The organism is Hymenobacter frigidus, from assembly GCF_014640435.1.
GTDB classification, from domain to species: domain Bacteria; phylum Bacteroidota; class Bacteroidia; order Cytophagales; family Hymenobacteraceae; genus Hymenobacter; species Hymenobacter frigidus.
In genome coordinates this window covers 104,456-127,560 of the sequence record NZ_BMGY01000005.1, presented here as the reverse complement: position 1 = coordinate 127,560, position 23,105 = coordinate 104,456, and the positions used below count along the sequence as shown (strand labels likewise).

Sequence of the window (23,105 nt, the reverse complement as noted above, 5' to 3'; positions counted from 1 at the left end):
CCAGACACCCAGTTTACTTTATCCCCTTGAAAAAAATCCAGCTTGAAATCCTGGGCCTTTCGTCCAGCCAGTCGCAGTCTGGTTCCTTCGCGCTGATTCTGGGCGAGAAGGGCGGCAACCGCCGCCTGCCCATCATCATCGGCATGTTTGAAGCGCAAAGCATTGCCATTCAAATCGAAAAAATCAGCCCCAACCGCCCGCTGACCCACGACCTGTTCAAATCGTTTGCCGAGCACGTGCACGTGGTGATTCTGGAAGTGGTGATTTCCGACCTCAAGGAGGGCGTGTTTTACTCGCGCATCGTGTGTTCCGACGGAGCCACCACATTTGACATCGACTCCCGGCCTTCCGATGCGATTGCCATTGGTTTGCGTTTCGGGGTGCCCATCTTCACGGTCGAGAGTGTGCTCAGCGAAGCCGGCATTATTCTCTCTGACCTCGACGAAGCCGACACTGAAGGCAACGCCGAAGAAGATGATGAAGACGAGGATGACGACTCGCCCCGCGCCGCACGGGTCACGCCCGAGCCGCGTGAGCCCAGCGGCCAGGTGTCGCTCGATGAATTAACCAAAATGCTAGCCCAGGCCCTCGAAAAAGAAGACTACGAGAAAGCCGCCAAAATCCGCGACGAGCTCAATAAGCGCAACGGGTAGGAGTAAATTAAAAATGAGGAATTAAAAATTAAAAAGGCTGACAGGCTAGGAGTTTACTCTTATTCGGTCAGCCTTTTTTTGATTTTTAATTCCTCTTTTTTAACTCCTCATTTTTAATTTTTAATTCAACCGCATGGACCTCAGTTTCCCCATTGGCCGCGCCAAATTGCCCGATGGCCCCCTGACCACCGCCGAGCGTACCGCCCTCATTCAACAGCTGGTTGACTTGCCGACCCAACTCACGGCCACAGTGCAAGAAGTGGGCGATGAAGGCCTGCAACGCCCCTACCGCCCCGGCGGCTGGACGGGTAGGCAGGTCATTCACCACCTCGCCGACTCACACATGAACTGCTACTTCCGCTACCGGCTGGCCCTGACGGAGGACAACCCCACCGTGCGCCCTTACGACGAACAAGCCTGGGCCGAGCTGCCCGATGTAGCCGCCACGCCCATCACCATTTCGCTCACACTGCTGGAGGCCCTGCATACGCGCTGGGTTACGCTGCTGCAGCACCTCACCGATGCGCAGTGGCAGCGCACGTTCTATCACCCCGCCACCAAGCGCACCTTCACCCTCGACCAAGCGCTGGCCATGTACGCGTGGCATGGTCAGCACCATCTGGCGCATTTGAAATTACTGCTTCCAACAGGCTAACGAGCACAAAATCAGAACGTCATGCTTCGGCTTCGCTCAGCATGACGTTCTGATTTATTCTTTATTTGTAATGCGTACTCAGATGCCGCCGCCGGCTTCGCTTTCTTCAGCGAAGGCAGAGATTCCACCTTCGGTTTCGTCATCGATGCGCTTGGCGGCCCGTACGAGGCTGCTGCTGAAAATAAAGTCGCGCAGCTCAGGTACGGTGGCGTTCAGAATTTCGTCTTTGGTGCCATCCCAGAGCTTTTTGCCCTGGTGCAAGAAGATAATGTGCTCACCGATTTCAATCACCGAGTTCATGTCGTGGGTCACGATGACGGTGGTAATATCGTATTCGTGGGTAATTTCCTTAATTAGATTGTCGATTTTGATGCTGGTGGCGGGGTCGAGGCCGGAGTTGGGTTCGTCGCAAAACAGGTAGGTACACTGCGGGGCGATGGCCCGGGCAATGCCCACGCGCTTTTTCATACCGCCCGAAATTTCGGCGGGCATTTTATTGCCGGCATTTTCGAGGCCCACGCGCTTGAGGCAGAATTCGACCCGGTCGCGGCGCTCCTCGGGCGTCATTTCAGGGGTCAGCATCTGGAGCGGGAACTCCACGTTTTTGGCTACCGTCATGGAGTCGAACAAGGCCGAGCCCTGGAATAGCATCCCGATTTTGCGCCGGATTTCCTGCCGAATATCGATTTTACTGTTGGTGTACACCGTGCCGTCGAAGGTGATAGAGCCGATATCCGGCTTCATCAGGCCCACAATGCACTGGAGCAGCACACTCTTGCCCGTGCCCGAGCCGCCGAGCAACAAGTTGCACTTACCGGTTTCGAACACGCACGAAATGCCTTTGAGCACGGGCGTACCGTCAAATGACTTTTCGATATTGGATACTTCAATCATGAATTCAATGAGTGAATGGGTGAATGAGCGAATGAATGGATGAATTCGGAGCCAAATGATGGATTTATCACCCGCTCATTCACCTGTTCACTCGTGGCCTTAAAGAAGCAAAGCGGCCAGGGCAAAATCGGCCAGCAGAATGGCGATGATGGAATTGGTAACTGCGCCGGTGCTGGCCGCGCCCACTTCGAGGGCCCCGCCGGTGGTGTAATAGCCTTTGAACGAGGAAATACCCGAGACCAGAAAGGCAAACACCACGGCCTTGATGAGGGCGAACACAATGTTGTAAGGGATAAAATCGGTGCGAATGCCCTCGATATAGTCCTGGGCCGTCATGACGCCGGTGAGGGTGCCCGCCAGGTAGCCGCCCAGAATGGAAAGCAACATGGCCAAAATAACCAGCAGCGGAAACATGAGCAGGGCCGCCAGAATACGCGGCAGCACAAGGTAGGACGTCGAATTGATGCCCATGACCTCCAGCGCCGATACTTGCTCGGTGATGCGCATGGTGCCCAGACCGCCGGCGATGCTGCTGCCCACTTTGCCCGCCAGCACGATGCTCGTGATGGTGGGAGCCAGCTCCAGAATGGTCATTTCGCGCACCATGTAGCCGATAGTGGACTGCGGAATGAGCGGATTGGTGAGGTTGTAGGCAATCTGCACGCAGGTTACGGCCCCGATGAAAGCGGACACAATGGACACGATAACCACCGAATCGACGCCGATGAGCATGGCTTCGTCGATGGTGCGAGTCCACAGGACGCTGAACCGCTCGGTGCGCGTGACCATGCCGCGCATGAAGAGGACGAACGAACCAAGAGTTTTAAGCATGGAAAATAACTAAAAGAATAAAAACCGTAAGTTGGCAATGGTGTTGGTTCCGGCAACAAAGTAGGCAACCCGCCACCTTACGTAAAATCACGCAAATACAGTGCAAACCAACGAAAATTTAATTGTCGTGACCGGCGGCAGCAAAGGTATCGGTCAGGCCGTAGTGGCGCGGTTTATCCGCGCCGGCTACCCCGTCGTCACCTGCGCCCGCTCGGCCCCCGACTTGGCCGCCCTCACAACCGCCCTGGCCGTCGATGTTCCCGGAGCCGTGCTGCACACCCTGCCCGCCGACCTCAGCCTCCCCGCAGACTGCGCCCGTTTCGCAGCTTTCGTGCTGGCCTTGGGTTTGCCCATTGAGGTGCTGGTGAACAACGCCGGAGCTTTCGTGCCCGGCCGCCTGCAGGACGAACCCCTCGATGGCTCGCAGCTGCGCCAGATGCTGGCCGTGAACCTGCTCAGTGCCTACGACGTGACCTTGCCGCTGCTGCCCGGCATTATTGCCCGCGGCCGGGGCCACATCTTCAATATTTGCTCTACGGCCAGCATCATGGCTTACCCCAACGGCGGGTCCTACGGCATTGCGAAGCACGCGCTGCTGGGCTTCAACAAAAACCTGCGCGAAGAGCTGAAGCCCAGCGGCGTGCGCGTGACCGCCGTGCTGCCCGGCCCCACCCTCACGGCTAGCTGGGCCGGCGTAGACTTACCCCCCGAGCGGTTCGTGCAAGCCGCAGACGTAGCAGAAGCTATATTTTCAGCTTTCTCGCTGTCGCCCCACGCCGTGGTCGAGGAACTGCTGATTCGCCCGCAGCTGGGGGATTTGGGGTAATATTCTGCGATGTGGAGCGCAGCATGACAGTCGCTACTACTTGTTCCTGAATCAGCAAGCGTATGTATGGAACGTCATGCTCATCTGGCGTCCGCTTGTCGAAGCATCTCTACCGCATCGTTTGGGTGTCGTTCGGTAGAGATGCTTCGACAAGCGGACGCCAGATGAGCATGACCGCTAATTTTTCTCAGTGTTTCCTGTTACGGAACAAGTCTTTAATCTATTCGGCCTTCTTACCGCCTTTACCCGTCACGCGGATATCCGTGAAGGCCGGTGGGCCGCCGTAGTACAGGGTGCCATTACCGGCCACGGTGCCGGCCACGGCATCAGTGGCGCGCACGCGGGCGTTGCCGTCGCTGTCGCGCGTCATGGTGAAGTAGCAGCGGCGCAAGGCCAACCCTTGCGCGAACAGCCGGCCGGAGCCGCCCAGCGTGAAGTTCATTTCTTCGGCTGAGCCCCTTACGTTAATATCGCCCAGCTCGTACTGGTCCAGGAACAGCTGGCGGGCCTGCACGTTGAGGTCGTAGTCACCGGCTCCGATTAAGTGAAAAAAAATGGTGTCTTGCCGGAACTGGCCAACGGTGCTGATATTTCCCTGCCCGCGCAAAAACACGTTGGTCATGCGCGGCACGTGCAACGTCACTTCCCGGGGCGTGTCGTAGCTGCGGGCCCAGTTGCAACGGCTGGTGTTGGCAATTTCAAGGCTGTTGCCGTTGCGGGTGAAGGTGATGTTGTCAATCAGGCTTTCGCCGGCCCGCACTTCGGCGTAGGTCTGGGTATCTTGCACGAGGCGCAGGTCCACGTTATCGTAGGCTGTTACGGTGACCAGGCCGGCGGCAACCTCGCGCCGATGGGTAACAATTGCACCAGTGCTTTTCAGGCAATCAGCCCCGTGGCCGGGACCGCAGGCCGTCATTCCGGCCAGTAGGGCCACTACTGCACCGGCGCGGGCCAGCGCATGCCGCCCCCCAAACCACCCCAGGCCGCTAACTTGCGGCCGCAAACTCGTATAGCGCATTTGCATTCCTTACTTTTCCCAAAGATAAATGGACCTCACCCGTAAAGTTGCCATCGTGACCGGCGCAAGCAAAGGAATTGGCCGCGCCACCGTCGAAGCGCTGCTCGAGCGTGGGGCCGCCGTGGCCGGCTGGGCCCGCACCGCCCCCGAGGGCTTAACCCACGACCGGTTTCAGTTCTTCGAATGTGATGTGCAGGACGAGCATTCCATTACCGAAGCTTTCACCAATACCCAGCGTGAGCTAGGTCCCGAAATTCACGTGCTGGTGAACAACGCCGGCCTAGGCATAATGGGTGATATTGACGGCTTCAAAGTCGACGATTGGAAAACGATGTTCGACACCAATGTGCTGGGCACCTTCCTCTGCACCCGTGCCGTGCTGCCCCAGATGAAAAAGCAGCAGCTGGGCCACATCATCAACGTGGCTTCGCTGGCGGGCACGGCGGGCACGGCCGGCATGGCGGGCTACTGCGCCACGAAGTTCGCGGTGCGCGGCTTTTCCGATGCTTTATTTAAAGAAGTGCGGCCAGCCGGTATTCGGGTTACCTGCGTCATGCCCGGCTCCGTCGAAACCAACTTCAATGGCAACGAGCCAGGCGCTGAACCTGACCCGTATAAAATGACACCTGAATCTGTGGCCGAGGCCATCGTGCACGCCATCGAAGCCCCGGACACGACCATGATTTCCGAAATTCAGTTACGTCCGGCGCAGGTCAAATAATATGGTAGAAATTGAGCACTTGACCAAAACCTACGGCACTCAAAACGCCGTGGACAACATCAGCTTCACGGCGGGCAAGGGCGAAATCGTGGGTTTCCTCGGGCCGAACGGCGCGGGCAAAAGCACCACCATGAAGATTGCCACCGGCTACCTCCCTCCCACCGCGGGCACCGTGCGCGTGGCGGGCTACGACGTGCTGGCCAATAGCCTGGAAGTGCGTCGGCACGTGGGCTACCTGCCCGAGCACAACCCGCTCTACCTCGATATGTACGTGCACGAGTACCTCGAATTCATCGGCTCGGTGCACGGGCTGCGGGGCTCCGGCCTGCGCACCCGCGTGGCCGAGCTGGTGCGCCGCGTGGGCCTGAGCCGCGAGCAGAACAAACAAATCGGCGCGCTCAGCAAGGGCTATCGGCAGCGCGTGGGCCTGGCCCAGGCCCTCATCCACGACCCGGACGTGCTCATTCTCGACGAGCCCACCACCGGCCTCGACCCCAACCAGATTCTGGAAATCCGCCAGCTCATCCGCGAAGTGGGCGAAGACAAAACCGTTATTTTCAGCACTCACATTCTGCCCGAAGTCACCGCCCTGTGTTCCCGCGTGCTCATCATCAGCCGGGGCAAGCTGGTGGCCGACAGCCCCGTGGCCGAGCTGGCGGCCCGCGCCGCCGGCGAAACCGTGGTTCGCGCCGAGTTTGAAGGCGCGGTGGAAATGACCAAGCTGGCCAAGCTGCCCGGCGTGCGCCACGTAGAGGCCGCCCCCGACGGCGCGGTGCTGCTGCGCACCGCGCCCGGCACCGATGTGCGCGCCGCCGTGTCGCGGCTGGCCGGGCAAGAAGGCTGGATACTGCTGGGGCTGCGGCAGGAGCACCAGAGCCTGGAAGAGGTGTTTGGGGAACTGACGAAGTAAGAACGATTAAACAGAACGACCAAAAAAGAACGTCATGCTCATCTGACATCCGCGCAGTCGAAGCATCTCTACCTCAATACTAATTAATTATTCACGCGGTAGAAATGCTTCGGCTGCGCGGACGCCAGATGAGCATGACATTCAGATACTATGCTTACAATCCTCCAAAAAGAATTTAACGCTTTCCTAAATTCTCCCGTCGCCTATGTGGTGCTGGGAGTTTTTCTGATTGCAACCGGCCTGTTCGTCTGGGTTTTCCCCGATAGCAGCGTGCTCGATTACGGCTACGCCGACTTACAAACGCTATTTTCGCTGGCTCCCTGGATATTCCTGTTTCTGATTCCGGCCATCACGATGCGCACGTTTGCGGAAGAAAAAAAGGCGGGTACAATTGAATTATTATTAACCCGTCCGCTGACGGATGGACAGATTATTGGTGGTAAATATTTAGCCTGTTTATTACTGGCTTTGCTGGCCTTAATTCCGACGTTGCTCTATTACTTCTCGGTGTACAAATTGGGCAGCCCGGAGGGAAATATTGATTCGGCCGCCACGGTGGGTTCTTATTTAGGTTTGGCGCTGCTGGCGGCGGTGTTCGCGGCCATCGGCATCCTGGCATCGGCCCTCACGCGCGACCAGATTATTGCCTTTCTGGTCGCGGTGGTGGGGTGTTTTCTGATTTATTCGGGTTTCGATTCGCTGGCTTCGGTGCTGCAGGGCAGCTCGGCCTATTATGTAAGTCAATTGGGAATCGCAGCGCACTACCGCGACTTGAGCAAGGGCCTGGTTGACTCGCGGGACCTAGTTTATTTCTTCAGCGTGGTAGCCATTGCTTTGCAGGCAACCCGCCTGGTATTACGGAGCCGAAATTGGTAATGGAAAATACGTTGACTAATTCGCCAATTGAAGTTCCCGTGCCCGCCTCGCGCAAGCGGCGCGACTTACTCACTTTTGCCGCTATTCTCGGCGGGCTGCTGCTGTTCAATTTTATTGCCCAACGCTTCTTCTTTCGGCTTGATTTGACGGAGGAGAAGCGCTACACCATGTCTGATGCGACCAAGAAGCTGCTGCGCGACCTCAAACAGCCGGTCACGGTCACGGTGTACCTCACGGGTGATTTCCCGCCTGCCTTCCGCCGCCTGGAGCAGGGCGTGCGCGAAACCCTGACCGAGTTTCAGGTATACGGCGGGGCCAACCTGAACTACATTTTTATCGACCCCAGCGCGGGCAGCACCGAAGCCGCCCGCAACCAGTTTTATCAATCCCTCTTCAAAAAAGGGCTAAAACCCACCAACCTCGGCGCTACCGAAAATGGCAAGCGCGTCGAGAAAATCATCTTTCCCTACGCCGTAGTGAGCGTGGGCGCGGTCGACAAACCCGTGCTATTACTGCGCGGCAACCAAGCCGCCCCGGCCGACGTGCGCCTCAACCAGAGCATCGAAGGCCTGGAGTACGAGCTGGCCAGCACCATCCGCACGCTGGTACCGGCCCTGCGCAAGCGCATTGGCGTGGTGGAAGGCCACGGCGAGCTGACCAACGTGCAGGCCGGTGACATGCTGGGCAGCTGGCAGCAGCAGTACGACGTATTCCGCGTCACGCTCAGCAAAGTAAAAGACCTGAGCGCGCTCGATGCCATCGTGGTGGCCCAGCCCAAAACGCCCTATTCCGAAGACGACAAGTTCAAGCTCGACCAGTTCATCACCCAGGGCGGCCGAGCCTTATTCTTCGTCGATGCCCTGCGCGTGGACCTCGACAGCGTGACCCGCAACGGCGTGGCGCTGGCCACGCCTTATGACCTCAACCTCGACGACCTGTTCTTCAAATACGGCCTGCGCCTAAACCAGAACCTGCTCCTCGACCTGAACAGCGGCCAAATCCCGCTCGTGACCGGCATGGACGGCAACAAGCCCAAAATCGAGCCCATGCCCTGGCAGCTCTACCCGCTCATCAACAAGTTCAGCCCGCACCCCATCACCCGCAACCTCGACGCGGTGTACCTCAAATTCACCGGCAACCTCGACACGGTGAAGGCCACCGGCATCCGCAAAACCGCACTGCTCAGCACCTCGCGCTACACCCGCGTGCTGCCCGCCCCAGTACCCATCAACTTCAACGACGCCCGCCTCGAACCCAATCCCAAGCTTTACCAGAAGGGTTTCCAGCCGGTGGGCTACCTGCTCGAAGGCCAGTTTAGCTCACTCTTTGCCAACCGCGCCCGGCCAGGCACCCTGCAGTTCCAACCCGAGAAGCCGGCCAACGCCAAGCCCAGCAAAGTCCTAGTAATGGCCGATGGCGACTTTATCCGCTCTGAAATCGACCCCAAAACCGGCAACCCCTACCGCCTGGGCTTCGACCGCCTCGCCAACACCGAATTCGCCAACCGCGAGCTGGTGCTGAACGCCACCGACTACCTGCTCGACGAAACCGGCCTCATCGCCGTGCGCGGCAAACAAATCACCCTCCGCCCCCTCGACAAAGTGAAACTGGCCGAACAGCGCCGCAGCTGGCAGCTGCTGAACCTCGGTGCGCCGCTGGTGCTGCTGGGGGCTTTCGGGGCCGTGCGGGCGTGGCGGCGCAAGCGGCGGTATGCGGGGTTTGGCGGGTAACTCAGTAGCTCCATTTACCTACCCGGCTTGCATTCCGCACCTCATGGAAGAAATATTCAGCGCCATCTTCGGGGAAGTCCTTGCCTTTTTACTGCTCGCACCAATTGGCTTTGCATATTTATTTCTCCGTTACCGGAATAAAGTGCGCGTGCAAAGGGAGTTGGCGAGTAAATATGAAAATAGCTACGCCAACGTCGGCCAAGTCATCATATTGAATACAATAGCTGCACTCCTAGCCTTGGCAATGGCAGGCCTGGTAATTCTTGCAATCGTAACGCCAATTATGAGCTGGATGCGCGGTTAATTCAGCCTCGTAAGCGGCTTCGAATTATTCTGAATCCGAGAGATAGTAACCGTATCAGCATCCTGAATGCGGTAAATAATACTGTAATCGCCACTTACCAACTCTCGCGTAAATCCGTCCTTGAACTGCGGGGCCATCCGGCCACTCTGCGGGAAGTTTATCAGAATATCCGCCCGCGCAATCAGCTTATCAATAAGCCGGTCAGCATAGCCTTCGGAGAACTGCGAATAAAATTCGCGCAACTGGTGCAAATCCTCGATTGCCGGATTCGACCAGATTATTTGCGCCATGACTTTACCAACTCCTTCACTTCTTCGTGCGTCTTGGATTCTCCGCGCTCGATTGCCGCAAAGCCTTCTTCAACTTTCTCAACATAGATAAGGCGCTCAACCAAGGCATCAAGGTCAAACTTTTCGGGCAATGTATTCATTGCCTCAATTACTTCTTCTTTAGTCATGGTGCATGTGGTTTAGTCTATTAAATGTACATCCTATCCTCAAAGAAACGGCATTGCCGGAGTAGCCGTTCACAAATCCCGCCCGCCCTTCCAAAGCCCAACCCCACCCCGTATCTTTGCCCTCCCTTATTCCTAGCCCTAGCCTCGCACCATGAAATTCATTGTCTCCTCCTCCGCGCTGCTCAAGCAGCTGCAAAGCATCAACGGCGTGGTTACGAACAACCCTGTGGTGCCCATTCTGGAGAACTTTCTCTTTGAGATTGAGGCCGGCAAGCTCACCATCACGGCCTCCGACCTGGAGACCAGCATGATTACTGAGCTGCCCGTGGAGGCCCGCGACACTGGCCGCATCGCCGCGCCGGCCCGCATCCTGCTCGATACCCTGAAGAATCTGCCCGACCAGCCCGTGACTTTCACGCTGGACGAGGAAACGTACACCATCGAAATCAGCTCGGCCAACGGGCGCTACAAGTTGGCCGGCGAGAACGCCGCCGACTTTCCCCGCGTGCCAGTGGTGAAGGGTTCTTCGCCAATTGAGATGCCGTCGTCGTCGCTGGCGCGGGCCATCAACAAAACCATCTTCGCGGTGAGCACCGACGAGCTGCGCCCGGCCATGACCGGCATTCTGGTACAGCTGGCTGATAACCAAGTGACCTTCGTGGCTACCGATGGGCACCGCTTGCTGCGCTACCGCCGCCAGGACGTGGGCGCCGGCCAAACCGCCAACCTCATCATCCCACGCAAAGCCTTCAACCTGCTGAAAGGCACGCTGCCCTCCGAGGCTACGCCGGTAAAAATCGAGTTCAACCAGAGCAACGCTTACTTCAGCTTCAACCAGATGCGCCTCGTGTGCCGCCTGATTGACGAGCGCTACCCGGACTACGAGAACGTGATTCCGGTGAGCAACCCCAATAAGCTCATTATCAACCGCGCCGAGCTGTTGAATTCGGTGCGCCGTATCAGCATCTACTCCAACAAGACCACCCACCAAGTGCGCCTGCGCTTGGCCGGCTCCGAGTTGGTGGTATCGGCCGAGGACCTGGATTTCAGCAACGAAGCCAAGGAAACCCTCACCTGCCAGTACGACGGCGAGGACATGGAAATCGGTTTCAACGCCCGCTTCCTGCTTGAAATGCTCTCGAACATTGACTCCGAGGAAATCACCCTGGAACTGAGTACACCCAACCGCGCCGGCTTGCTCATGCCCACTACGCCGGACGATAACGAAAGCATCCTGATGCTGGTAATGCCCGTAATGTTGAACAACTACGTTTAATTTTTAACTTTAACAACTGTCATCCTGAGCGCAGCGAAGGACCTTATCACAACTGAACGAAATCCGTTCTAATATGATAAGGTCCTTCGCTGCGCTCAGGATGACACATTTTTGCCCAATATGAAAAAATCAGAAATCCGTTTCAGCATTGCCCTCGACGACAATAAGGTGCCCGAGGCCATCAGTTGGTCGGCTACCGATGCGGGGCCGGATATCCATTTTGCCAAGGCCATTAATATTGCGCTGTGGGACCGGGAGCAGGTGGGCACCATGAAAATTGACCTTTGGACCAAGGACATGCCGATTGATGAAATGAAGCGCTTCTGCGTAGACAACATCGGCTCGATGGCGGAAAACATCGTGACGGCGACCAACGATAAGGAAATGGCTGACAAGATGCGGGCGCTTTGCAAAGAGCTGTCAGACTATTTGGACCGGCAGGAGCAGAATGGCTAGGAATGAACCTGTTTGAACACAGAAAAGGCCCCGCTGGAAATAACCAACGGGGCCTTTTCTGTGTTGACGCGGCACGGGAAGAACCGGGTCTGAAGTCGTTTACCGAGCGTTGCGGCCCAGGTTACCAGCGGGCCGATTCACCGGCTTGGTGCGGGCCGGGGCTACCGAGGCATTGTTGGCCCGTGCAGGAACGGGATTTTGCACGGCGTCAGTAAGCAGAATACTGGCCGACTGGCTGGCGTAGTCCTTATCGGCTTGGTAGTAGGTGGCGCGGGAGCCAAAGTAGGCGCTGTATTGGTCGGTGCTCAAAAAATCCTGGAACTCCTTGTCGCGCTCTTTGCAAACGCCGTTGCACTGCTCGTCAATGAGCTTGGGATTACCCGCATTTTTACGCTCGATGGCCGCCATCTTGGCGACTTTCTCGGCGTTGATGACCCGGAGCTTGGTGGCTTGGTAATTATTAAGGCGGAGGTCGCGCACCATTTTGTTGCTCAAGCGGTCGGCGCGAGCTTCGATGGGGTTTAGGCGAGGACTCGATTGAGTTTTATCCTGCACCGCAACGGGGCTGGGGAATGCTTGCTGGGCACTGGCAGCTCCAGCCAAAAGGGCCAGTATCAGGGAAGCAAAAGCTGTTTTTTTCGTCATCGTCGTAGGGGTTACGGTACGCACTTACGCAAGGACCGGGCCAGTAGCAAACCAGCCGGTTACCCGATTAAACGGAGAAATGATGGTTCCGGTTCGGGTGTATGGTCGTGATATAGGGCTGGCAGAATATGCTACCATTTGTTTTTCCACATCATTGACTCCACCGGTTTATCGGTCCGCTCGTTGTATTTAGCGTTTTCCTTCCGGTTGTAAAGCATGGCTACGTCGCCTTGCACGGTGAAGTAAATCAGCTGGCCGATGGGCATGTGGCGGTATACCCGCACGGGCATCGATACGCTGATTTCCAGCGTCCAGTGGTTGCAGAAGCCGACATCGCCCTTGCCAGCCGTCGCGTGAATATCGATACCTAAGCGGCCCACGCTGCTCTTGCCTTCGAGGAAGGGCACGGTGGCGTGGGTTTCGGTGTACTCCTGCGTCACGCCCAAGTAAAGCTTGCCGGGCTGCAACACAAAGCCTTCGTCTTCGGGTATTTCGAACGTATCGATTTCGTTGTGCTTGCGGGCATCCAGCACCTCGTCGCGGTAGGTAGCCAGGTATTTACCGAGGTGCACATCGTAGGAATTGGTGCCCAGGCAGCTGCGGTCATAGGGCTCGATAACGATGGCCCCTTTCTCGATTTCCGCGAGGATTTGCAGGTCGGTAAGAATCATGGGTGGTGGTGAAGGGGTAGCTGAATAAAAAAGCAATGGTTATGCTTCATTTGGCGTACGCCAGATGAGCATGACGAGCAGACAAGAGGCATTGTCACTTAAGCCTTAGTCGTCGTCGTGGCGGTGGGGCTGCTGGGCACGTTCCGTTTCGTCGTCATCCTCGTCGTCCTCGTACCGGTCCTCACGCAGGCCGGGCGAACGAGCGGGGCGCAGGCGGCTGGCCAGACTGCGGGGCTCGGGCTCCGGCTCGGGGTCAGCCGACAGATTGTTGATGCGGCGGCTGAGGCCCGGCACCACGTTGATGATGAGGTGGGCCAGCAGCAGCACGCTGGTCAGGCTCAGCAGCAGGGTGAAGTAGTCGAGCCAGTCGTGGGCCGCGGCGGGGCCAAGGCTGGCAGTGGGCGCGCTGGTCAGGGGTACTTCGTCGGCCGGAGCGGCTTCGTTGTTGTCGGCATCGTGCGTGGTGAGCGGGGCCGTGACGGGCGCTTCGGGCTGGGCATCGATGTCGGCGGGCGGGATGGCGGCTGTTTCTTCGGCTCCCGAGGCGTTGAACTGAGCAGTAGCTTGCTGAATGAGCCGCTGCTCGGCGCGCACCAGGGCCACCCGCTCATCGCGCGGCAGGTTGTGAATAAAGAACTCGAAATTTTTATCCAGCAGCACCGATTTGAGTTGATTTTCGAACTCAGCCAGCGTCATAGGGCCGTTGCCGAAGCGGTTTTTGTAGCGCTCGGCAATGCCGTTGTAGTTCAGAAACAGCTGCTTGAGGCCAGCATTGCTACCGAAACCGTCGAACTGGCGGCGGGCGGCGGCAGTGCGCAGTGTGAGCGGAAACTTGCCCCGGGTGAACGACTTATCGTACACCGTTTCCATGGTCCGGAAGTTCAGCTCATCAATGGTTTTGTCGAAGAGGCGCTTATTGGCCTGGGCCGGCGTTTCGGCGTGAGCGAGCGCCGTGAGGAGCAGAAAAAAGCTTAACAGGCGTAGTTTTAACATCGGGCAAAGGTCGCAGAATTAACGCGCGTTACAAGCCGTGCGCTTCCACCAACGATTCGCGGCAGGCGGTCAGGTACATTTCCACCAGCTCATCGGTGATGGCCGTGGACACGAATAGCGCCTCGAACTGCGAGGGCGCGAGGTAGATACCCCGGTTGAGCATGGCGTGGAAATAACGGCCGAAAGCGGCGGTATCGCACTGCTTGGCGTCGTCGAGATTATTAATGGGCCGCGTCGTGAAGAACAGGCTAAACATGGAGCCCACGCGGTTCACGGTGTAGTTCAGGCCGAGTTCGGCGGCGATTTGGCGGGTGCCATCGGCCAGGCGGGCGCTGCTGGCTTCGAGCGCGGTGTAAAGCTCGGGGTGCTCGTGCAGGTAGCGGAGCTGAGCCATGCCCGCGGCCGTGGCCATGGGATTGCCAGAGAGCGTGCCGGCCTGGTACACTTTGCCCGCCGGAGCCACGCAGTTCATGATGTCCTCACGGCCGCCGTAAGCGCCCACGGGCAGGCCACCGCCGATGATTTTACCCAGCGTTGTCATGTCGGGTTTGATGCCGTAGAGTTGCTGGGCACCACCCGGCGTGAGGCGAAAACCAGTCATCACCTCGTCAAAAATGAGGACGATACCGTGCTGCGTGCAGAGGTCGCGCAAGCCTTGCAGAAAGCCTGCGGCGGGCACCACAAGGCCCATGTTACCCACCACTGGCTCCAGGATAAGGGCCGCGATTTGGTCGGAATTGGCGGCGATGAGGGCCTGCACGGCGGGCAGGTCGTTGTAGGGCGCGGTGAGGGTATCCTGGGCTACCCCAATGGTTACGCCGGCCGAGTCGGGCTCGCCGGCGGTGAGGGCCCCGCTGCCGGCCGCAATCAGAAAGGCGTCGCCGTGGCCGTGGTAGCAGCCTTCGAACTTGATAATTTTGGCGCGGCCAGTGTAGCCCCGCGCTGCCCGAACCGCCGACATACAAGCCTCGGTACCGGAGTTCACCAACCGGACTTTTTCGATGCTGGGCACCATCTCCCGAATCAATTCGGCCATCTCAACCTCGCGGTGCGTGGGCGCGCCAAAACTGAGCGAGTGGGGCAGCGCCGCACGCACGGCATCGAGCACGATATCGGGGGCGTGACCGAGAATCATGGGGCCCCAGGAGTTGATAAAGTCCATGTAGCGGTTGCCGTCCACGTCGGTGAGCCAAGCCCCGTGGGCGCTGGCCATGAACACGGGCGAACCACCCACCGAGCGAAAGGCCCGCACCGGCGAGTTCACGCCCCCGGGAATGAGGGTTTTAGCACGTTCGAAAAGGGCAACGGAGGTAGTGAGGTTGAGCATGAGTATTAAAGGTGGGGGTGGTCGCTGAATTGACCTGTTTGGTATGTGGGGCGAGGCGAGTGAGGAATTCAGTTGTTGATTCTATTGCAATCAACTGGTTAACAAGTCAATCACTTTTGAGCGAGAAGTTACCGCAGAGGTGCGCGGAGAAAAACGCGGAGGGACGCAGAGCACGACAAAATCAAGGGGGCAGACGGGAATCGAATTGTAGCTCTAGCGTAACACCTGAAGCTCCAAGTTGCTTAGTTTCACGATGGGCACTACCTGATTGTCATGAGCACCGCCGACGTAGCTCTGGCCATCGAAAATGGCCCCGGCTGCCTGCGATGCCCCGGCCAGACTGGCCTGAAACGACGGACCGTATTGGAACAGCGCCGTGCCGAAATACAGCAGCATCTCAAAGCCCTGGCTGGCAAATAGCGACGGCGGCAAACGCTGGCGCTGCAAGTACAGCTGCCGAAACCGACGGAAGCCCATCCCCTGCTCGTCAAAATATTTGGGCTGCACAAAATACGTCCCTGGGGCACTAAGCTGGCCAATGTCGAGGCGCGGGTTGTCGAGCCAGGAACCGGGCGCTATCAGGCCGGGGCGCGTGGCGGCGGGCTGAAGGTGCAGCTGCCGGATGGCGTAGGGCCCAATGCGGCGGTTGTCGGAAGCGACTACGACGTGGCTCACATTGGCCAGGTCGAGGCCCGTGAAGGCGGTAGCCAGGCTCTCGTCCACATCGGGGTTGAAGCGGCGCAGGATGCTGATTTTGCCGCCTTCGGCCTCGTATGCCGCTTGGTAGGCATTGGCGAAGGCGGTTTCGTCCTTGCTGTCTTCGTGCAGAACGACGCCGGGCCGGCCGGCACCGTAGGTACTCAGGGCGAACTGTGCAGCGGCACGGCCCTGGGTGGCGGAGCTGGGCGCGAACAGGTAGTGCCAGGGGTTATCGAGCACAAGGTCGCCGTCCTGCGAGAGCGGGTTGACGCAGACAATCTGGTGTTCGCGGGCGTAGCGGCTCAGCAGCTTCGCGCCCGACTTGTAGATGGGTCCGATGAGCAAGTCCATGCCCGCCAGCTCGGGCAGAGTCAGCACCTGTTTCAGCGCTAGCGTATCGGCCCCGGTGTCGTAGGCGAACAGCTGAATGGGCCGGCCGGCGCGCTGCAAGCTGTCCTGGGCCAGGCGCAGACCAGCGTAGAGGTCGGTGACAAACTGGTTTTTGCGCTGCGTCTGCCAGCTGGGGTCACTGAGCTCGAAGGGCAGCAGCACGGCCACGTTGTAGCTGGATTTCTTGACGGCGCGGGGGCGGGGGGTGTAGCGGGCACGGTCGAGGCTGAACTTGCTGATGAGCTCATCGAGCTGCGGGCGGTCGGCATCGGTGTAAGCTCCGCCAAACACCAGGCGGTCGGCGTAGGCACGAGCCAGCGTAGCGTCGTCGGGGTAGCGCTTGAGGTTGCGCAGCCAGGTGGTGCGCTCTTTAATGCGCGGCAGGCAAGTGGCTTTCAGGGCCTCGCGCTCGGAGGTGAGCTTATCGGCCGGCAGCTGCGCCAGCGCTTTCATGCCGGTATCAAAATCCTCCTGCTCGAAGGAAACCTGACCCTGCAGAAACAGCACGTCGGGCAGGTTGGGGTACGTGGGGTACTCGGTGCGGAGCAGGTTGAGCAGCTGCTCGGCCTCGGGCCACTGCTTGAGGCGGGCAGCGGCCACGGCGGCCAGGTAAGCGGCATCGGCGGCGCGGGCGAAGCGGGCGGTGGGCTGGGCCAGGGGCTCCAGCTGCGCCAGAGCGGCGGCGTAGTGGCCCTGGTCGAGCTGCGACTTGCCGCTGCGGTAGCGCACCGAAGCCTCGGCGGGCGGCACGGCGGCGGGCCGGGGCTTAGCGGGCGTTTGGGCCAGCGCGGGGGTACTGGCCCCTAATACGAGCAAACTCAACAGCCAGCAGGAAACCAGTGGCTGGCGAAAAAAAACAATGGGCATAGTGGACGCAAAGTGAGCAGCGCAAAAGTACGCAACGCCCGGCCGCACCCGCTACGCCCACCATTGGCGGCAACCTTAGCGCCACGCCAAGTCGCGGCCAGGCACAGCACTGGCGGCATGCAGCACCCGATGCGCCATGAACACGGCCAGCGGGGCCTCTACCAACAGCAGCACCTTGCGCAGCCAGTCGGTACGCAAGAGGCGCGTCATCAGATCGGACGAGAACTGGCCCTCACTTAGCGCACCTTCCAAGGGCCACTGCACGAATACGGTGGAAGCCCAGAATACCGCGTGGCAAGCCAGGGCCAGCCACAGCGCGGGCCGGGGCACGGCCGGGGGCCGCTGCCAGCAGAGGAGCACCAGCACACCGCTCAGCAGCACGGTGGGCACGGTGAGAAAGGGCATGATATGCTGGGCCGTGGCCAGGTGCCAGGCCGCGAAGTCGGCGGCGCTCAAGTAAGGGCCGAGGTCGGCCCAGCTCTGGTACTCCACGAACTCATTCATCACGGCCGCGCCCAGGCAGTAGAATGTGAGAACCAGGTACGCCAGAAAAATCCAGTGCGAAGAAAACGAAGCAGGTTTCATAGAAATTTAAAATAAGGGTGGAGAAAAAGACAGTCAGCAATTGGCATCGCCCGCTCATCAGGCAGCACCCTCCCCTGCCGGCTCAGACGGCGCAGAGCTGCCGCACCCGGTCGGCCTCGGCATCGTTGACGTGGGTGACGGCCGTGGCGTAGATGCGAAAGTCGTTGATGGGAAAGTGCGCCTGCAGCTCCATTTCAATGCGCCGGTAAAGCAGCGCCTTGGTCAGAAACAGCACCCGGTACAGCGGCTGGATGCCGAAGGTGCCATCAGGGGCCAGGCGGTGGTTGCCAATGGCCTCATCCAAAAACACGTCCGTTGCCAGGCGTTGGGTAAGCACCAGCCGGGTAGCGGCCTGGGCGTGCTGTGCGCTCATAGTGAGCAGGTTGAATAGTATCATAATAAAGTGAAAGAATGAATGTGAAATGAAAATTCAGGCCGAAAGCGGCTCCCTGCTTCACCCGCGGCTAAGGGCGCAGCATCCGCCGGGCTTTGTAGTGAGCCAGGCTGTGCAGTATCTGCTGCACCACCGGCTCGTGGGTGGCAAAGGCGCTGGGCGTACCCGACACGCAGATGAGCAGCACGTGGCCCCGGTGCCGGGCGGCCAGCGCATCGTAGCGCAACAGCTGGCCGTCGCGGTTGCCCGCCCCGGTGGTTTCCAGAAACTGAATGCCGTTGTAGGCGGTGGCAAACTGCTTGTTGACCGTGATGCCGAACTGCTCGGCCAAGTGATACAGGGCCTGGTCGGGGGTCATGCGGGTGGCGGCCCCGCGCAGCTGCCCGATGTAGAGCATCAGGTCGCGGCCGGGGCTGAAGTGGGTAACGGATACGGTGGTGTCGTTCGTCTGGCGCAGCTGGTCCCAGCCGGTCGGCACCTGGTACTGGAGCTGGTACTGGGGACTGCGGACGGACTCGTAGTGTATTTCGGGTGCAGACTGGGCCCGCAGGCCCAGCGGCGAAAGCAAGGCGAGCAGCAAAAGCAAATATTTCATAGCAATGAGCGGAAAAAGGTTGGTGAAAAATGAGAAACGACTGACCGGCCGGGGCGGCTACTTGCCCCGTTGCGGCGTGAGACTGTCGAGCATCCGGTGCAGCAGCGGGGCATGAGTAGTGAAGACGGCGGGCGTAGCGTACACGTACACGAGCAGCATGTGGCCCTGATAGGTGGTCACGCGGGCATCGTAGCGCAGCTCGCGTCCCCCCACGAAGCACGTCCCGGTGCTCTCCAGAAAGTCGAGCCCGTGCGACGACAGTTGATGCTCTTCGTGGCGGGTGGCCCCCAGGTGGCGCAGCAGCCGCTGCAAGGCGCGGGCGGGCGGCACGTTGGCGTGCCGGCCCCGCAACTGCCCCACCCACAGTCGGGCATCGTCATCGGGGCTCTGATAGCGCAGCACTTCCACCGAGTCGGTGCGCTGATGCGTCAGGGGCCAGTGCGGGGGCACGGCGTAGGTCACCTGAAAAGCCCGGTTTTGCACCAGCTCCAACTCCTGGGCCGCAGCGGGCGGGCCGGGCAACAGCAACACGAATAGCAACAACAGCAAGCGGTACATGGCGAAGTGGAATTAAGGGTGAGGTTGGTTGGTGATTGCAGGTTGGTGATTACCATTTTATTGATTAGCAATTGTTCATCAATTAATTACCTGGAGTGGTCGATGGCAGCTCAGTGCCCGCCGGGTGGGGCATTGTCCTCGGCATCGTAGCCGAGCAGGTTCAGCTCGAACACGACTCCGGCCCGGTTCTGGCTGCCGGGGTTGGGCAGCAGCGCCCCCAGGCAGAGCTGCACCCGCCGCGTGGCCAGGTAGTTGATTCCCAGCACCGAAACGCTGGTGGCGTTGCGCCCCGAGATGAAATCGCCCATGAGCAGCACCTTCTTCGCCAGCGGATACTCGGCCCCTACCAGCACGCCCGCCCGGTTGCCGGCTCCCAGCGTGCCGCGGTCGGATAGGTAGGGGCCAGCCACCACTTTCACATGGGGGCGCGGGCTCCACACCCAGGTGTTATAGCTGAAGTGGGTGAGCTGACGGGCCGCCCCGCCAAACCGCAGCGGGTTGGTGCCCACCTGCGTACCCAGACTGGTGCTGAGCGTAGGGCTGAGCTCAAAGAATTTCTGCCCCGTGAGCTGCACCAGCGGCTTGAGCGGGCGGCTGGAGTCGTGGCGGTTCACCGCGAACACGTCGCCTCCGTTGCGGAAATCCATCTTAATATTGACCACGTTCAGCCCCGCTTCCCAGCCCCGACCCAGCCCGTACACAAAATGGTTTTTCGATTCCAGCTCGTGCGTGCCGTACACGTTGGTCTGGTGCTGATAGAACACCTTGCCGGCGGGGGTGAGGTCGCCGGCCGGGATGTTGAACAGGTTCTGCTGCGCCTGCGCCGTACGCGCCAGTAGCAGGAAAAGCAAGAGCAGCAGAATCAGGTGTCTGGGTCGGCGCGGGGCCGGCCCAGGGCCGGGGCACCGCCTGGCGGCACCCCGGTACGCGGTGAGCGGAGTTGGCACCAAAGCTTACTGATTCAAAGTATTGAGCAGCTGCGTGTTGCCATCGGTGATGATGGTTTTCGAGTTTGACGACTTCGACAGTTCCCGAAACGCCTCAATGGACTTGTACCGGAGCACGGCCGGCGTCAGGTCACGGTTGATGAGCTGATTGGTGAGGCGCACAGCCTGCGCCTCAATGCGCATGGCCTCGGCCTTGCCTTTGGCCTGGATGATGTTTGCTTCCTGTTCTCCCTGAGCCCGCACCACGGCAATGCGCTTCTGGCCCTCGGCCTCAATCACGCGGCGTTCGGCGTCGCGGGTTTCGCGCTGCTTGAGAAACTCCATGCGCAGGGCCTCCTGTTCCGATTCAAGCTTGTCCTCAATGGCCTTGGCCAAACCGCCGGGCAGCACAATGTTTTTGAGCAGCACGTTCTCAATCTCGAAGCCCCGCGTGGAAAGCACCTCGTTCATCTGCGTAAGAATGGCCTTTTCAATCGCCGAGCGCTCGGCGCTGTGCATGTCTTTGGCAAAGTAGCGGGCGCACACGTCGGCCGCCGCTGAGCGGAAGACAGGCAGAATCAAGATGTTTTCGTAGCCCAACCCCGTGGTTTGCAGAATGCCGGGCACTTGGTCGGCCTTCACGCGGTAGAGAATCGAGATGTCCGAGGCAATCTACAAGCCTTCCTTCGACGGCAGACTGGAGCGAATCTCCAGGTTCTGCGTCGTGACGGGCACCTTGATGATGGTGGTCAGGAAAGGGTTAAAGGCCTTCGGCCCCGACAGCACCACTTGTTGGTCGAGGCGGCCCAAGGTGCGCTTCACGCCCGCCTCACCCTGCCGCACCGTGGTGCAGGCCCCGCCCAGCAGGGCAGCCCCGACCAGCAGCAGGCCAGCCACCGTGCGCCGGCCCTGCACCAGCAAAGGCCGGTGTAAACAATAGGAACTGAAGGTTTCGACCAGCGCCCGGATGGTAGCGGGACTCATCGACGCGGGCGCGGCTGAAACCAGCCCGGCAGGCCGGGGACGCAATGCCCTGGCACGGTGCCAGGGCAGGCGGGATGCGAAATACGGGACTTGTATCATGGCGAACTGGTTTAGTTAGTTAAACTACCAATATTGATAGCTTTACTATCATATACAAGTCCACATTAAAAAAGGTTACAGCAAATAGTAAATAAGTTTAGTAGTTCTATCAATGCAATATACTCAGCTATTATTTTTGAAAGTAAAACTATTAATTCGCGAAGTGTGTATAACTTTGCGGCCCGAATCAAGAAGTATTTCACTTTGGTTTGGCACCGGTTTCACCTTTCGTTCCCCTAGCTTATGTCGTCAGCAGTGCCCAAAGTCCCTATTACCGTCGCCATTGGCGACGGCATCGGCCCCGAAATCATGTCCCAGACCCTGCGGGTACTGGAAGCGGCGGGGGCGGCCCTGGCCCCGGAGTTTATTGAGGTGGGCGAGGCCGTGTACCGGGCCGGCAACAGCTCCGGCATCGGCCCTGAGGCCTGGGAATCGTTGAAGCGTACGCGGGTGCTGCTCAAGGCCCCAATCACCACGCCGCTGGGCGGGGGCTACAAAAGCCTGAACGTGACCCTGCGCAAAACCCTGGGCCTGTATGCCAACGTGCGGCCCTGCCGCTCGCTGCACCCGGCCGTGGCCACCCGCCACCCCGACCTGGACGTGGTGATTATCCGCGAAAACGAGGAGGACTTGTACGCTGGCATCGAGCACCAGCAAACCCCCGACGTAGTGCAGTGCCTGAAGCTGGTGAGCCGGTCGGGCTGCGAGAAAATCGTGCGCTTCGCCTTCGAGTATGCCCGCCGCCACGGCCGTCGGCGCATCACGTGCATGACCAAGGACAACATCATGAAGCTCACCGACGGGCTGTTTCACCGGGTGTTTATGGAAATCGGGCGCCAGTACCCCGACATTGCGCAGGACCACCAGATTATTGACATCGGCGCGGCGCGGCTGGCTGACACGCCCGAGCGCTACGACGTGGTGGTGACGATGAACCTCTACGGCGACATTATTTCCGATATCGTGGCGCAGCTCACCGGCTCGGTGGGGCTGGCCGGCTCGTCCAACGTTGGCGACCAGGGCGCGCTGTTCGAGGCCATTCACGGCTCGGCCCCCGACATCGCGGGGCAGAACATCGCCAACCCCTCGGGCCTGCTGCAGGCCGCCGTGCTCATGCTGGGGCACTTGGGCCAGCACGAGGTAGCCGCCCGCATCCACAACGCCTGGCTCTGCGCCCTGGAAGACGGCCTGCATACGGCCGACATCTACCGGGCCGGCACCAGCCGGACCAAGGTAAGCACCACCGAATTTGCCGATGCCGTGATTGCACGGCTGGGCCGCGGGCCGCAGCAGCTGGCGGCAATGCCCGCGTTGCCCGTGGCGGCCCCGCCGCCCTCGGCCATTGAAACGCCCCTTTACGGCAAAGTTCCCGTGGAGCAGCAGTTGGTGGGTGTCGACGTATTTCTGCGCTGGGATGGGAAGCGGGCCGCCACCCTGGGCCAGGAGCTGGAAGCCCTCACCGGGCACCGGCTGCAGCTCAAGCTCATCACCAACCGGGGGGTGAAGGTGTACCCCGACGGCCACCCCGAAACCTTTTGCACTGACCACTGGCGCTGCCGCTTCGTGGCTGCGGATGCGCGGATACACGGGGCGCAGTTAGATTTTACCCGCGTATCTTTTATAGATGTCCTGACCCTGCTGCACCGCCTGGCCGACTGCCAGTTGTACGTTATTAAGACCGAACACCTCTACCTCATGGATGGCGCGCGGGCCTTCTCGCTGGGCCAAGGCGAATGACGGGCGTGACCCAGCACGTTTCTTTGAA

At 59.6% G+C, this 23,105-nt stretch carries 26 protein-coding genes and 1 pseudogene; 11 read left to right on the top strand and 16 right to left on the bottom strand.

Annotated elements, in window-relative coordinates; all coding sequences use genetic code 11:
• Positions 1-26: 26 nt before the first annotated feature.
• Positions 27-653, top strand: coding sequence for a bifunctional nuclease family protein (locus tag IEW17_RS04195; protein ID WP_188560771.1), 627 nt, complete (start codon positions 27-29; stop codon positions 651-653).
• 133 nt (positions 654-786) lie between these two features.
• Positions 787-1,308, top strand: coding sequence for a YfiT family bacillithiol transferase (locus IEW17_RS04190; protein ID WP_188560770.1), 522 nt, complete (start codon positions 787-789; stop codon positions 1,306-1,308).
• Between the two features lie 78 nt (positions 1,309-1,386).
• On the opposite strand, the gene IEW17_RS04185 is transcribed toward IEW17_RS04190, so the two are convergent.
• Together IEW17_RS04185 and IEW17_RS04180 are read right to left on the bottom strand one after the other, a co-directional pair.
• Positions 1,387-2,202 (bottom strand): ABC transporter ATP-binding protein, encoded by an 816-nt coding sequence (locus tag IEW17_RS04185; protein WP_188560769.1) that lies wholly within the window; start codon positions 2,200-2,202, stop codon positions 1,387-1,389.
• A 99-nt stretch (positions 2,203-2,301) separates the two neighbouring features.
• Positions 2,302-3,033 (bottom strand): MlaE family ABC transporter permease, encoded by a 732-nt coding sequence (locus tag IEW17_RS04180; RefSeq protein ID WP_188560768.1) that lies wholly within the window; start codon positions 3,031-3,033, stop codon positions 2,302-2,304.
• Positions 3,034-3,133: 100 nt separating this feature from the next.
• On the opposite strand from IEW17_RS04180, the gene IEW17_RS04175 reads away from it, so the two are divergent.
• Positions 3,134-3,859: an SDR family oxidoreductase gene (locus tag IEW17_RS04175; protein ID WP_188560767.1), complete on the top strand. Its 726-nt coding sequence runs from the start codon at positions 3,134-3,136 to the stop codon at positions 3,857-3,859.
• A gap of 220 nt (positions 3,860-4,079) precedes the next feature.
• Here the strand turns inward: IEW17_RS04175 and IEW17_RS04170 are convergent, their stop codons facing one another.
• Entirely contained in the window at positions 4,080-4,862 is a 783-nt protein-coding gene (locus IEW17_RS04170) for a GIN domain-containing protein (protein WP_229748800.1), read from the bottom strand.
• 43 nt (positions 4,863-4,905) lie between these two features.
• Here IEW17_RS04170 and IEW17_RS04165 point away from each other — a divergent pair, with 43 nt between their 5' ends.
• The 5 genes from IEW17_RS04165 to IEW17_RS04145 all read left to right on the top strand — a co-directional run bounded on the left by IEW17_RS04165 (position 4,906) and on the right by IEW17_RS04145 (position 9,418).
• Entirely contained in the window at positions 4,906-5,598 is a 693-nt protein-coding gene (locus IEW17_RS04165; RefSeq protein ID WP_188560765.1) for an SDR family oxidoreductase, read from the top strand.
• 1 nt (position 5,599) lies between these two features.
• The gene (gene gldA, locus IEW17_RS04160; RefSeq protein ID WP_188560764.1) at positions 5,600-6,508 is read left to right on the top strand and encodes a gliding motility-associated ABC transporter ATP-binding subunit GldA; all 909 of its coding nucleotides are present in this window, start codon (positions 5,600-5,602) and stop codon (positions 6,506-6,508) included.
• A gap of 150 nt (positions 6,509-6,658) precedes the next feature.
• Complete coding sequence (gene gldF / locus IEW17_RS04155) at positions 6,659-7,384, top strand: gliding motility-associated ABC transporter permease subunit GldF (protein ID WP_188560763.1); 726 nt, start codon at positions 6,659-6,661, stop codon at positions 7,382-7,384.
• Positions 7,384-9,114, top strand: a complete 1,731-nt coding sequence (gene gldG, locus IEW17_RS04150) for a gliding motility-associated ABC transporter substrate-binding protein GldG (protein ID WP_188560762.1) — start codon at positions 7,384-7,386, stop codon at positions 9,112-9,114. The genes gldF and gldG overlap by 1 nt, the downstream gene beginning before the upstream one ends.
• Before the next feature lie 43 nt (positions 9,115-9,157).
• Positions 9,158-9,418 carry a hypothetical protein gene (locus IEW17_RS04145; RefSeq protein WP_188560761.1) on the top strand — a complete coding sequence of 87 codons (261 nt, stop codon included), beginning with the start codon at positions 9,158-9,160 and terminating at the stop codon, positions 9,416-9,418.
• Here IEW17_RS04145 and IEW17_RS04140 read toward each other — a convergent pair.
• Together IEW17_RS04140 and IEW17_RS04135 are read right to left on the bottom strand one after the other, a co-directional pair.
• Positions 9,415-9,708 carry a type II toxin-antitoxin system RelE/ParE family toxin gene (locus IEW17_RS04140; RefSeq protein ID WP_188560760.1) on the bottom strand — a complete coding sequence of 98 codons (294 nt, stop codon included), beginning with the start codon at positions 9,706-9,708 and terminating at the stop codon, positions 9,415-9,417. The two genes, IEW17_RS04145 and IEW17_RS04140, sit on opposite strands and share 4 nt — an antisense overlap.
• Positions 9,696-9,875: a hypothetical protein gene (locus IEW17_RS04135; RefSeq protein ID WP_188560759.1), complete on the bottom strand. Its 180-nt coding sequence runs from the start codon at positions 9,873-9,875 to the stop codon at positions 9,696-9,698. The genes IEW17_RS04140 and IEW17_RS04135 overlap by 13 nt, the downstream gene beginning before the upstream one ends.
• A 151-nt stretch (positions 9,876-10,026) precedes the next feature.
• Here IEW17_RS04135 and dnaN point away from each other — a divergent pair, with 151 nt between their 5' ends.
• Positions 10,027-11,151: a DNA polymerase III subunit beta gene (gene dnaN, locus IEW17_RS04130; protein ID WP_188560758.1), complete on the top strand. Its 1,125-nt coding sequence runs from the start codon at positions 10,027-10,029 to the stop codon at positions 11,149-11,151.
• 120 nt (positions 11,152-11,271) lie between these two features.
• Positions 11,272-11,607: a gliding motility protein GldC gene (gene gldC, locus IEW17_RS04125; RefSeq protein ID WP_188560757.1), complete on the top strand. Its 336-nt coding sequence runs from the start codon at positions 11,272-11,274 to the stop codon at positions 11,605-11,607.
• Positions 11,608-11,706: 99 nt separating this feature from the next.
• Here the strand turns inward: gldC and IEW17_RS04120 are convergent, their stop codons facing one another.
• The 11 genes and pseudogenes from IEW17_RS04120 to IEW17_RS04070 all read right to left on the bottom strand — a co-directional run bounded on the left by IEW17_RS04120 (position 11,707) and on the right by IEW17_RS04070 (position 21,241).
• Positions 11,707-12,252, bottom strand: coding sequence for a DUF4890 domain-containing protein (locus IEW17_RS04120; RefSeq protein WP_188560756.1), 546 nt, complete (start codon positions 12,250-12,252; stop codon positions 11,707-11,709).
• A gap of 131 nt (positions 12,253-12,383) precedes the next feature.
• The gene (gene dcd, locus IEW17_RS04115) at positions 12,384-12,923 is read right to left on the bottom strand and encodes a dCTP deaminase (RefSeq protein WP_188560755.1); all 540 of its coding nucleotides are present in this window, start codon (positions 12,921-12,923) and stop codon (positions 12,384-12,386) included.
• A 105-nt stretch (positions 12,924-13,028) separates the two neighbouring features.
• Positions 13,029-13,916, bottom strand: a complete 888-nt coding sequence (locus tag IEW17_RS04110; RefSeq protein WP_188560754.1) for a hypothetical protein — start codon at positions 13,914-13,916, stop codon at positions 13,029-13,031.
• 28 nt (positions 13,917-13,944) lie between these two features.
• Positions 13,945-15,243 (bottom strand): glutamate-1-semialdehyde 2,1-aminomutase, encoded by a 1,299-nt coding sequence (hemL, locus tag IEW17_RS04105; RefSeq protein WP_188560753.1) that lies wholly within the window; start codon positions 15,241-15,243, stop codon positions 13,945-13,947.
• Between the two features lie 213 nt (positions 15,244-15,456).
• On the bottom strand, positions 15,457-17,199 hold the full coding sequence (locus IEW17_RS04100; RefSeq protein ID WP_188560752.1) for an ABC transporter substrate-binding protein: 1,743 nt from the start codon (positions 17,197-17,199) through the stop codon (positions 15,457-15,459).
• A 75-nt stretch (positions 17,200-17,274) separates the two neighbouring features.
• The gene (locus tag IEW17_RS04095; protein WP_188560751.1) at positions 17,275-17,784 is read right to left on the bottom strand and encodes a hypothetical protein; all 510 of its coding nucleotides are present in this window, start codon (positions 17,782-17,784) and stop codon (positions 17,275-17,277) included.
• A gap of 82 nt (positions 17,785-17,866) precedes the next feature.
• A complete protein-coding gene (locus tag IEW17_RS04090; RefSeq protein WP_188560750.1) occupies positions 17,867-18,181 on the bottom strand; it encodes a hypothetical protein in 315 nt (104 codons plus the stop codon).
• 67 nt (positions 18,182-18,248) lie between these two features.
• Positions 18,249-18,773, bottom strand: a complete 525-nt coding sequence (locus tag IEW17_RS04085; RefSeq protein ID WP_188560749.1) for a hypothetical protein — start codon at positions 18,771-18,773, stop codon at positions 18,249-18,251.
• A gap of 57 nt (positions 18,774-18,830) precedes the next feature.
• Entirely contained in the window at positions 18,831-19,331 is a 501-nt protein-coding gene (locus tag IEW17_RS04080; protein WP_188560748.1) for a hypothetical protein, read from the bottom strand.
• Positions 19,332-19,441: 110 nt separating this feature from the next.
• The gene (locus tag IEW17_RS04075) at positions 19,442-20,182 is read right to left on the bottom strand and encodes a hypothetical protein (RefSeq protein WP_188560747.1); all 741 of its coding nucleotides are present in this window, start codon (positions 20,180-20,182) and stop codon (positions 19,442-19,444) included.
• A gap of 102 nt (positions 20,183-20,284) precedes the next feature.
• Positions 20,285-21,241: pseudogene (locus IEW17_RS04070) on the bottom strand (prohibitin family protein).
• 342 nt (positions 21,242-21,583) lie between these two features.
• Here IEW17_RS04070 and IEW17_RS04065 point away from each other — a divergent pair.
• Positions 21,584-23,077 (top strand): NADP-dependent isocitrate dehydrogenase, encoded by a 1,494-nt coding sequence (locus IEW17_RS04065; protein ID WP_188560746.1) that lies wholly within the window; start codon positions 21,584-21,586, stop codon positions 23,075-23,077.
• Positions 23,078-23,105: the final 28 nt, after the last annotated feature.

Coding starts and splice junctions, on each gene's coding strand:
- IEW17_RS04190 (WP_188560770.1), top strand. CDS start 787: ATGGACCTCAGTTTCCCCATTGGCCGCGCCAAATTGCCCGATGGCCCC.
- IEW17_RS04185 (WP_188560769.1), bottom strand. CDS start 2,202: ATGATTGAAGTATCCAATATCGAAAAGTCATTTGACGGTACGCCCGTG.
- IEW17_RS04180 (WP_188560768.1), bottom strand. CDS start 3,033: ATGCTTAAAACTCTTGGTTCGTTCGTCCTCTTCATGCGCGGCATGGTC.
- IEW17_RS04165 (WP_188560765.1), top strand. CDS start 4,906: ATGGACCTCACCCGTAAAGTTGCCATCGTGACCGGCGCAAGCAAAGGA.
- gldA (WP_188560764.1), top strand. CDS start 5,600: ATGGTAGAAATTGAGCACTTGACCAAAACCTACGGCACTCAAAACGCC.
- gldF (WP_188560763.1), top strand. CDS start 6,659: ATGCTTACAATCCTCCAAAAAGAATTTAACGCTTTCCTAAATTCTCCC.
- gldG (WP_188560762.1), top strand. CDS start 7,384: ATGGAAAATACGTTGACTAATTCGCCAATTGAAGTTCCCGTGCCCGCC.
- IEW17_RS04145 (WP_188560761.1), top strand. CDS start 9,158: ATGGAAGAAATATTCAGCGCCATCTTCGGGGAAGTCCTTGCCTTTTTA.
- IEW17_RS04140 (WP_188560760.1), bottom strand. CDS start 9,708: ATGGCGCAAATAATCTGGTCGAATCCGGCAATCGAGGATTTGCACCAG.
- IEW17_RS04135 (WP_188560759.1), bottom strand. CDS start 9,875: ATGACTAAAGAAGAAGTAATTGAGGCAATGAATACATTGCCCGAAAAG.
- dnaN (WP_188560758.1), top strand. CDS start 10,027: ATGAAATTCATTGTCTCCTCCTCCGCGCTGCTCAAGCAGCTGCAAAGC.
- gldC (WP_188560757.1), top strand. CDS start 11,272: ATGAAAAAATCAGAAATCCGTTTCAGCATTGCCCTCGACGACAATAAG.
- IEW17_RS04120 (WP_188560756.1), bottom strand. CDS start 12,252: ATGACGAAAAAAACAGCTTTTGCTTCCCTGATACTGGCCCTTTTGGCT.
- dcd (WP_188560755.1), bottom strand. CDS start 12,923: ATGATTCTTACCGACCTGCAAATCCTCGCGGAAATCGAGAAAGGGGCC.
- IEW17_RS04110 (WP_188560754.1), bottom strand. CDS start 13,916: ATGTTAAAACTACGCCTGTTAAGCTTTTTTCTGCTCCTCACGGCGCTC.
- hemL (WP_188560753.1), bottom strand. CDS start 15,243: ATGCTCAACCTCACTACCTCCGTTGCCCTTTTCGAACGTGCTAAAACC.
- IEW17_RS04100 (WP_188560752.1), bottom strand. CDS start 17,199: ATGCCCATTGTTTTTTTTCGCCAGCCACTGGTTTCCTGCTGGCTGTTG.
- IEW17_RS04095 (WP_188560751.1), bottom strand. CDS start 17,784: ATGAAACCTGCTTCGTTTTCTTCGCACTGGATTTTTCTGGCGTACCTG.
- IEW17_RS04090 (WP_188560750.1), bottom strand. CDS start 18,181: ATGATACTATTCAACCTGCTCACTATGAGCGCACAGCACGCCCAGGCC.
- IEW17_RS04085 (WP_188560749.1), bottom strand. CDS start 18,773: ATGAAATATTTGCTTTTGCTGCTCGCCTTGCTTTCGCCGCTGGGCCTG.
- IEW17_RS04080 (WP_188560748.1), bottom strand. CDS start 19,331: ATGTACCGCTTGCTGTTGTTGCTATTCGTGTTGCTGTTGCCCGGCCCG.
- IEW17_RS04065 (WP_188560746.1), top strand. CDS start 21,584: ATGTCGTCAGCAGTGCCCAAAGTCCCTATTACCGTCGCCATTGGCGAC.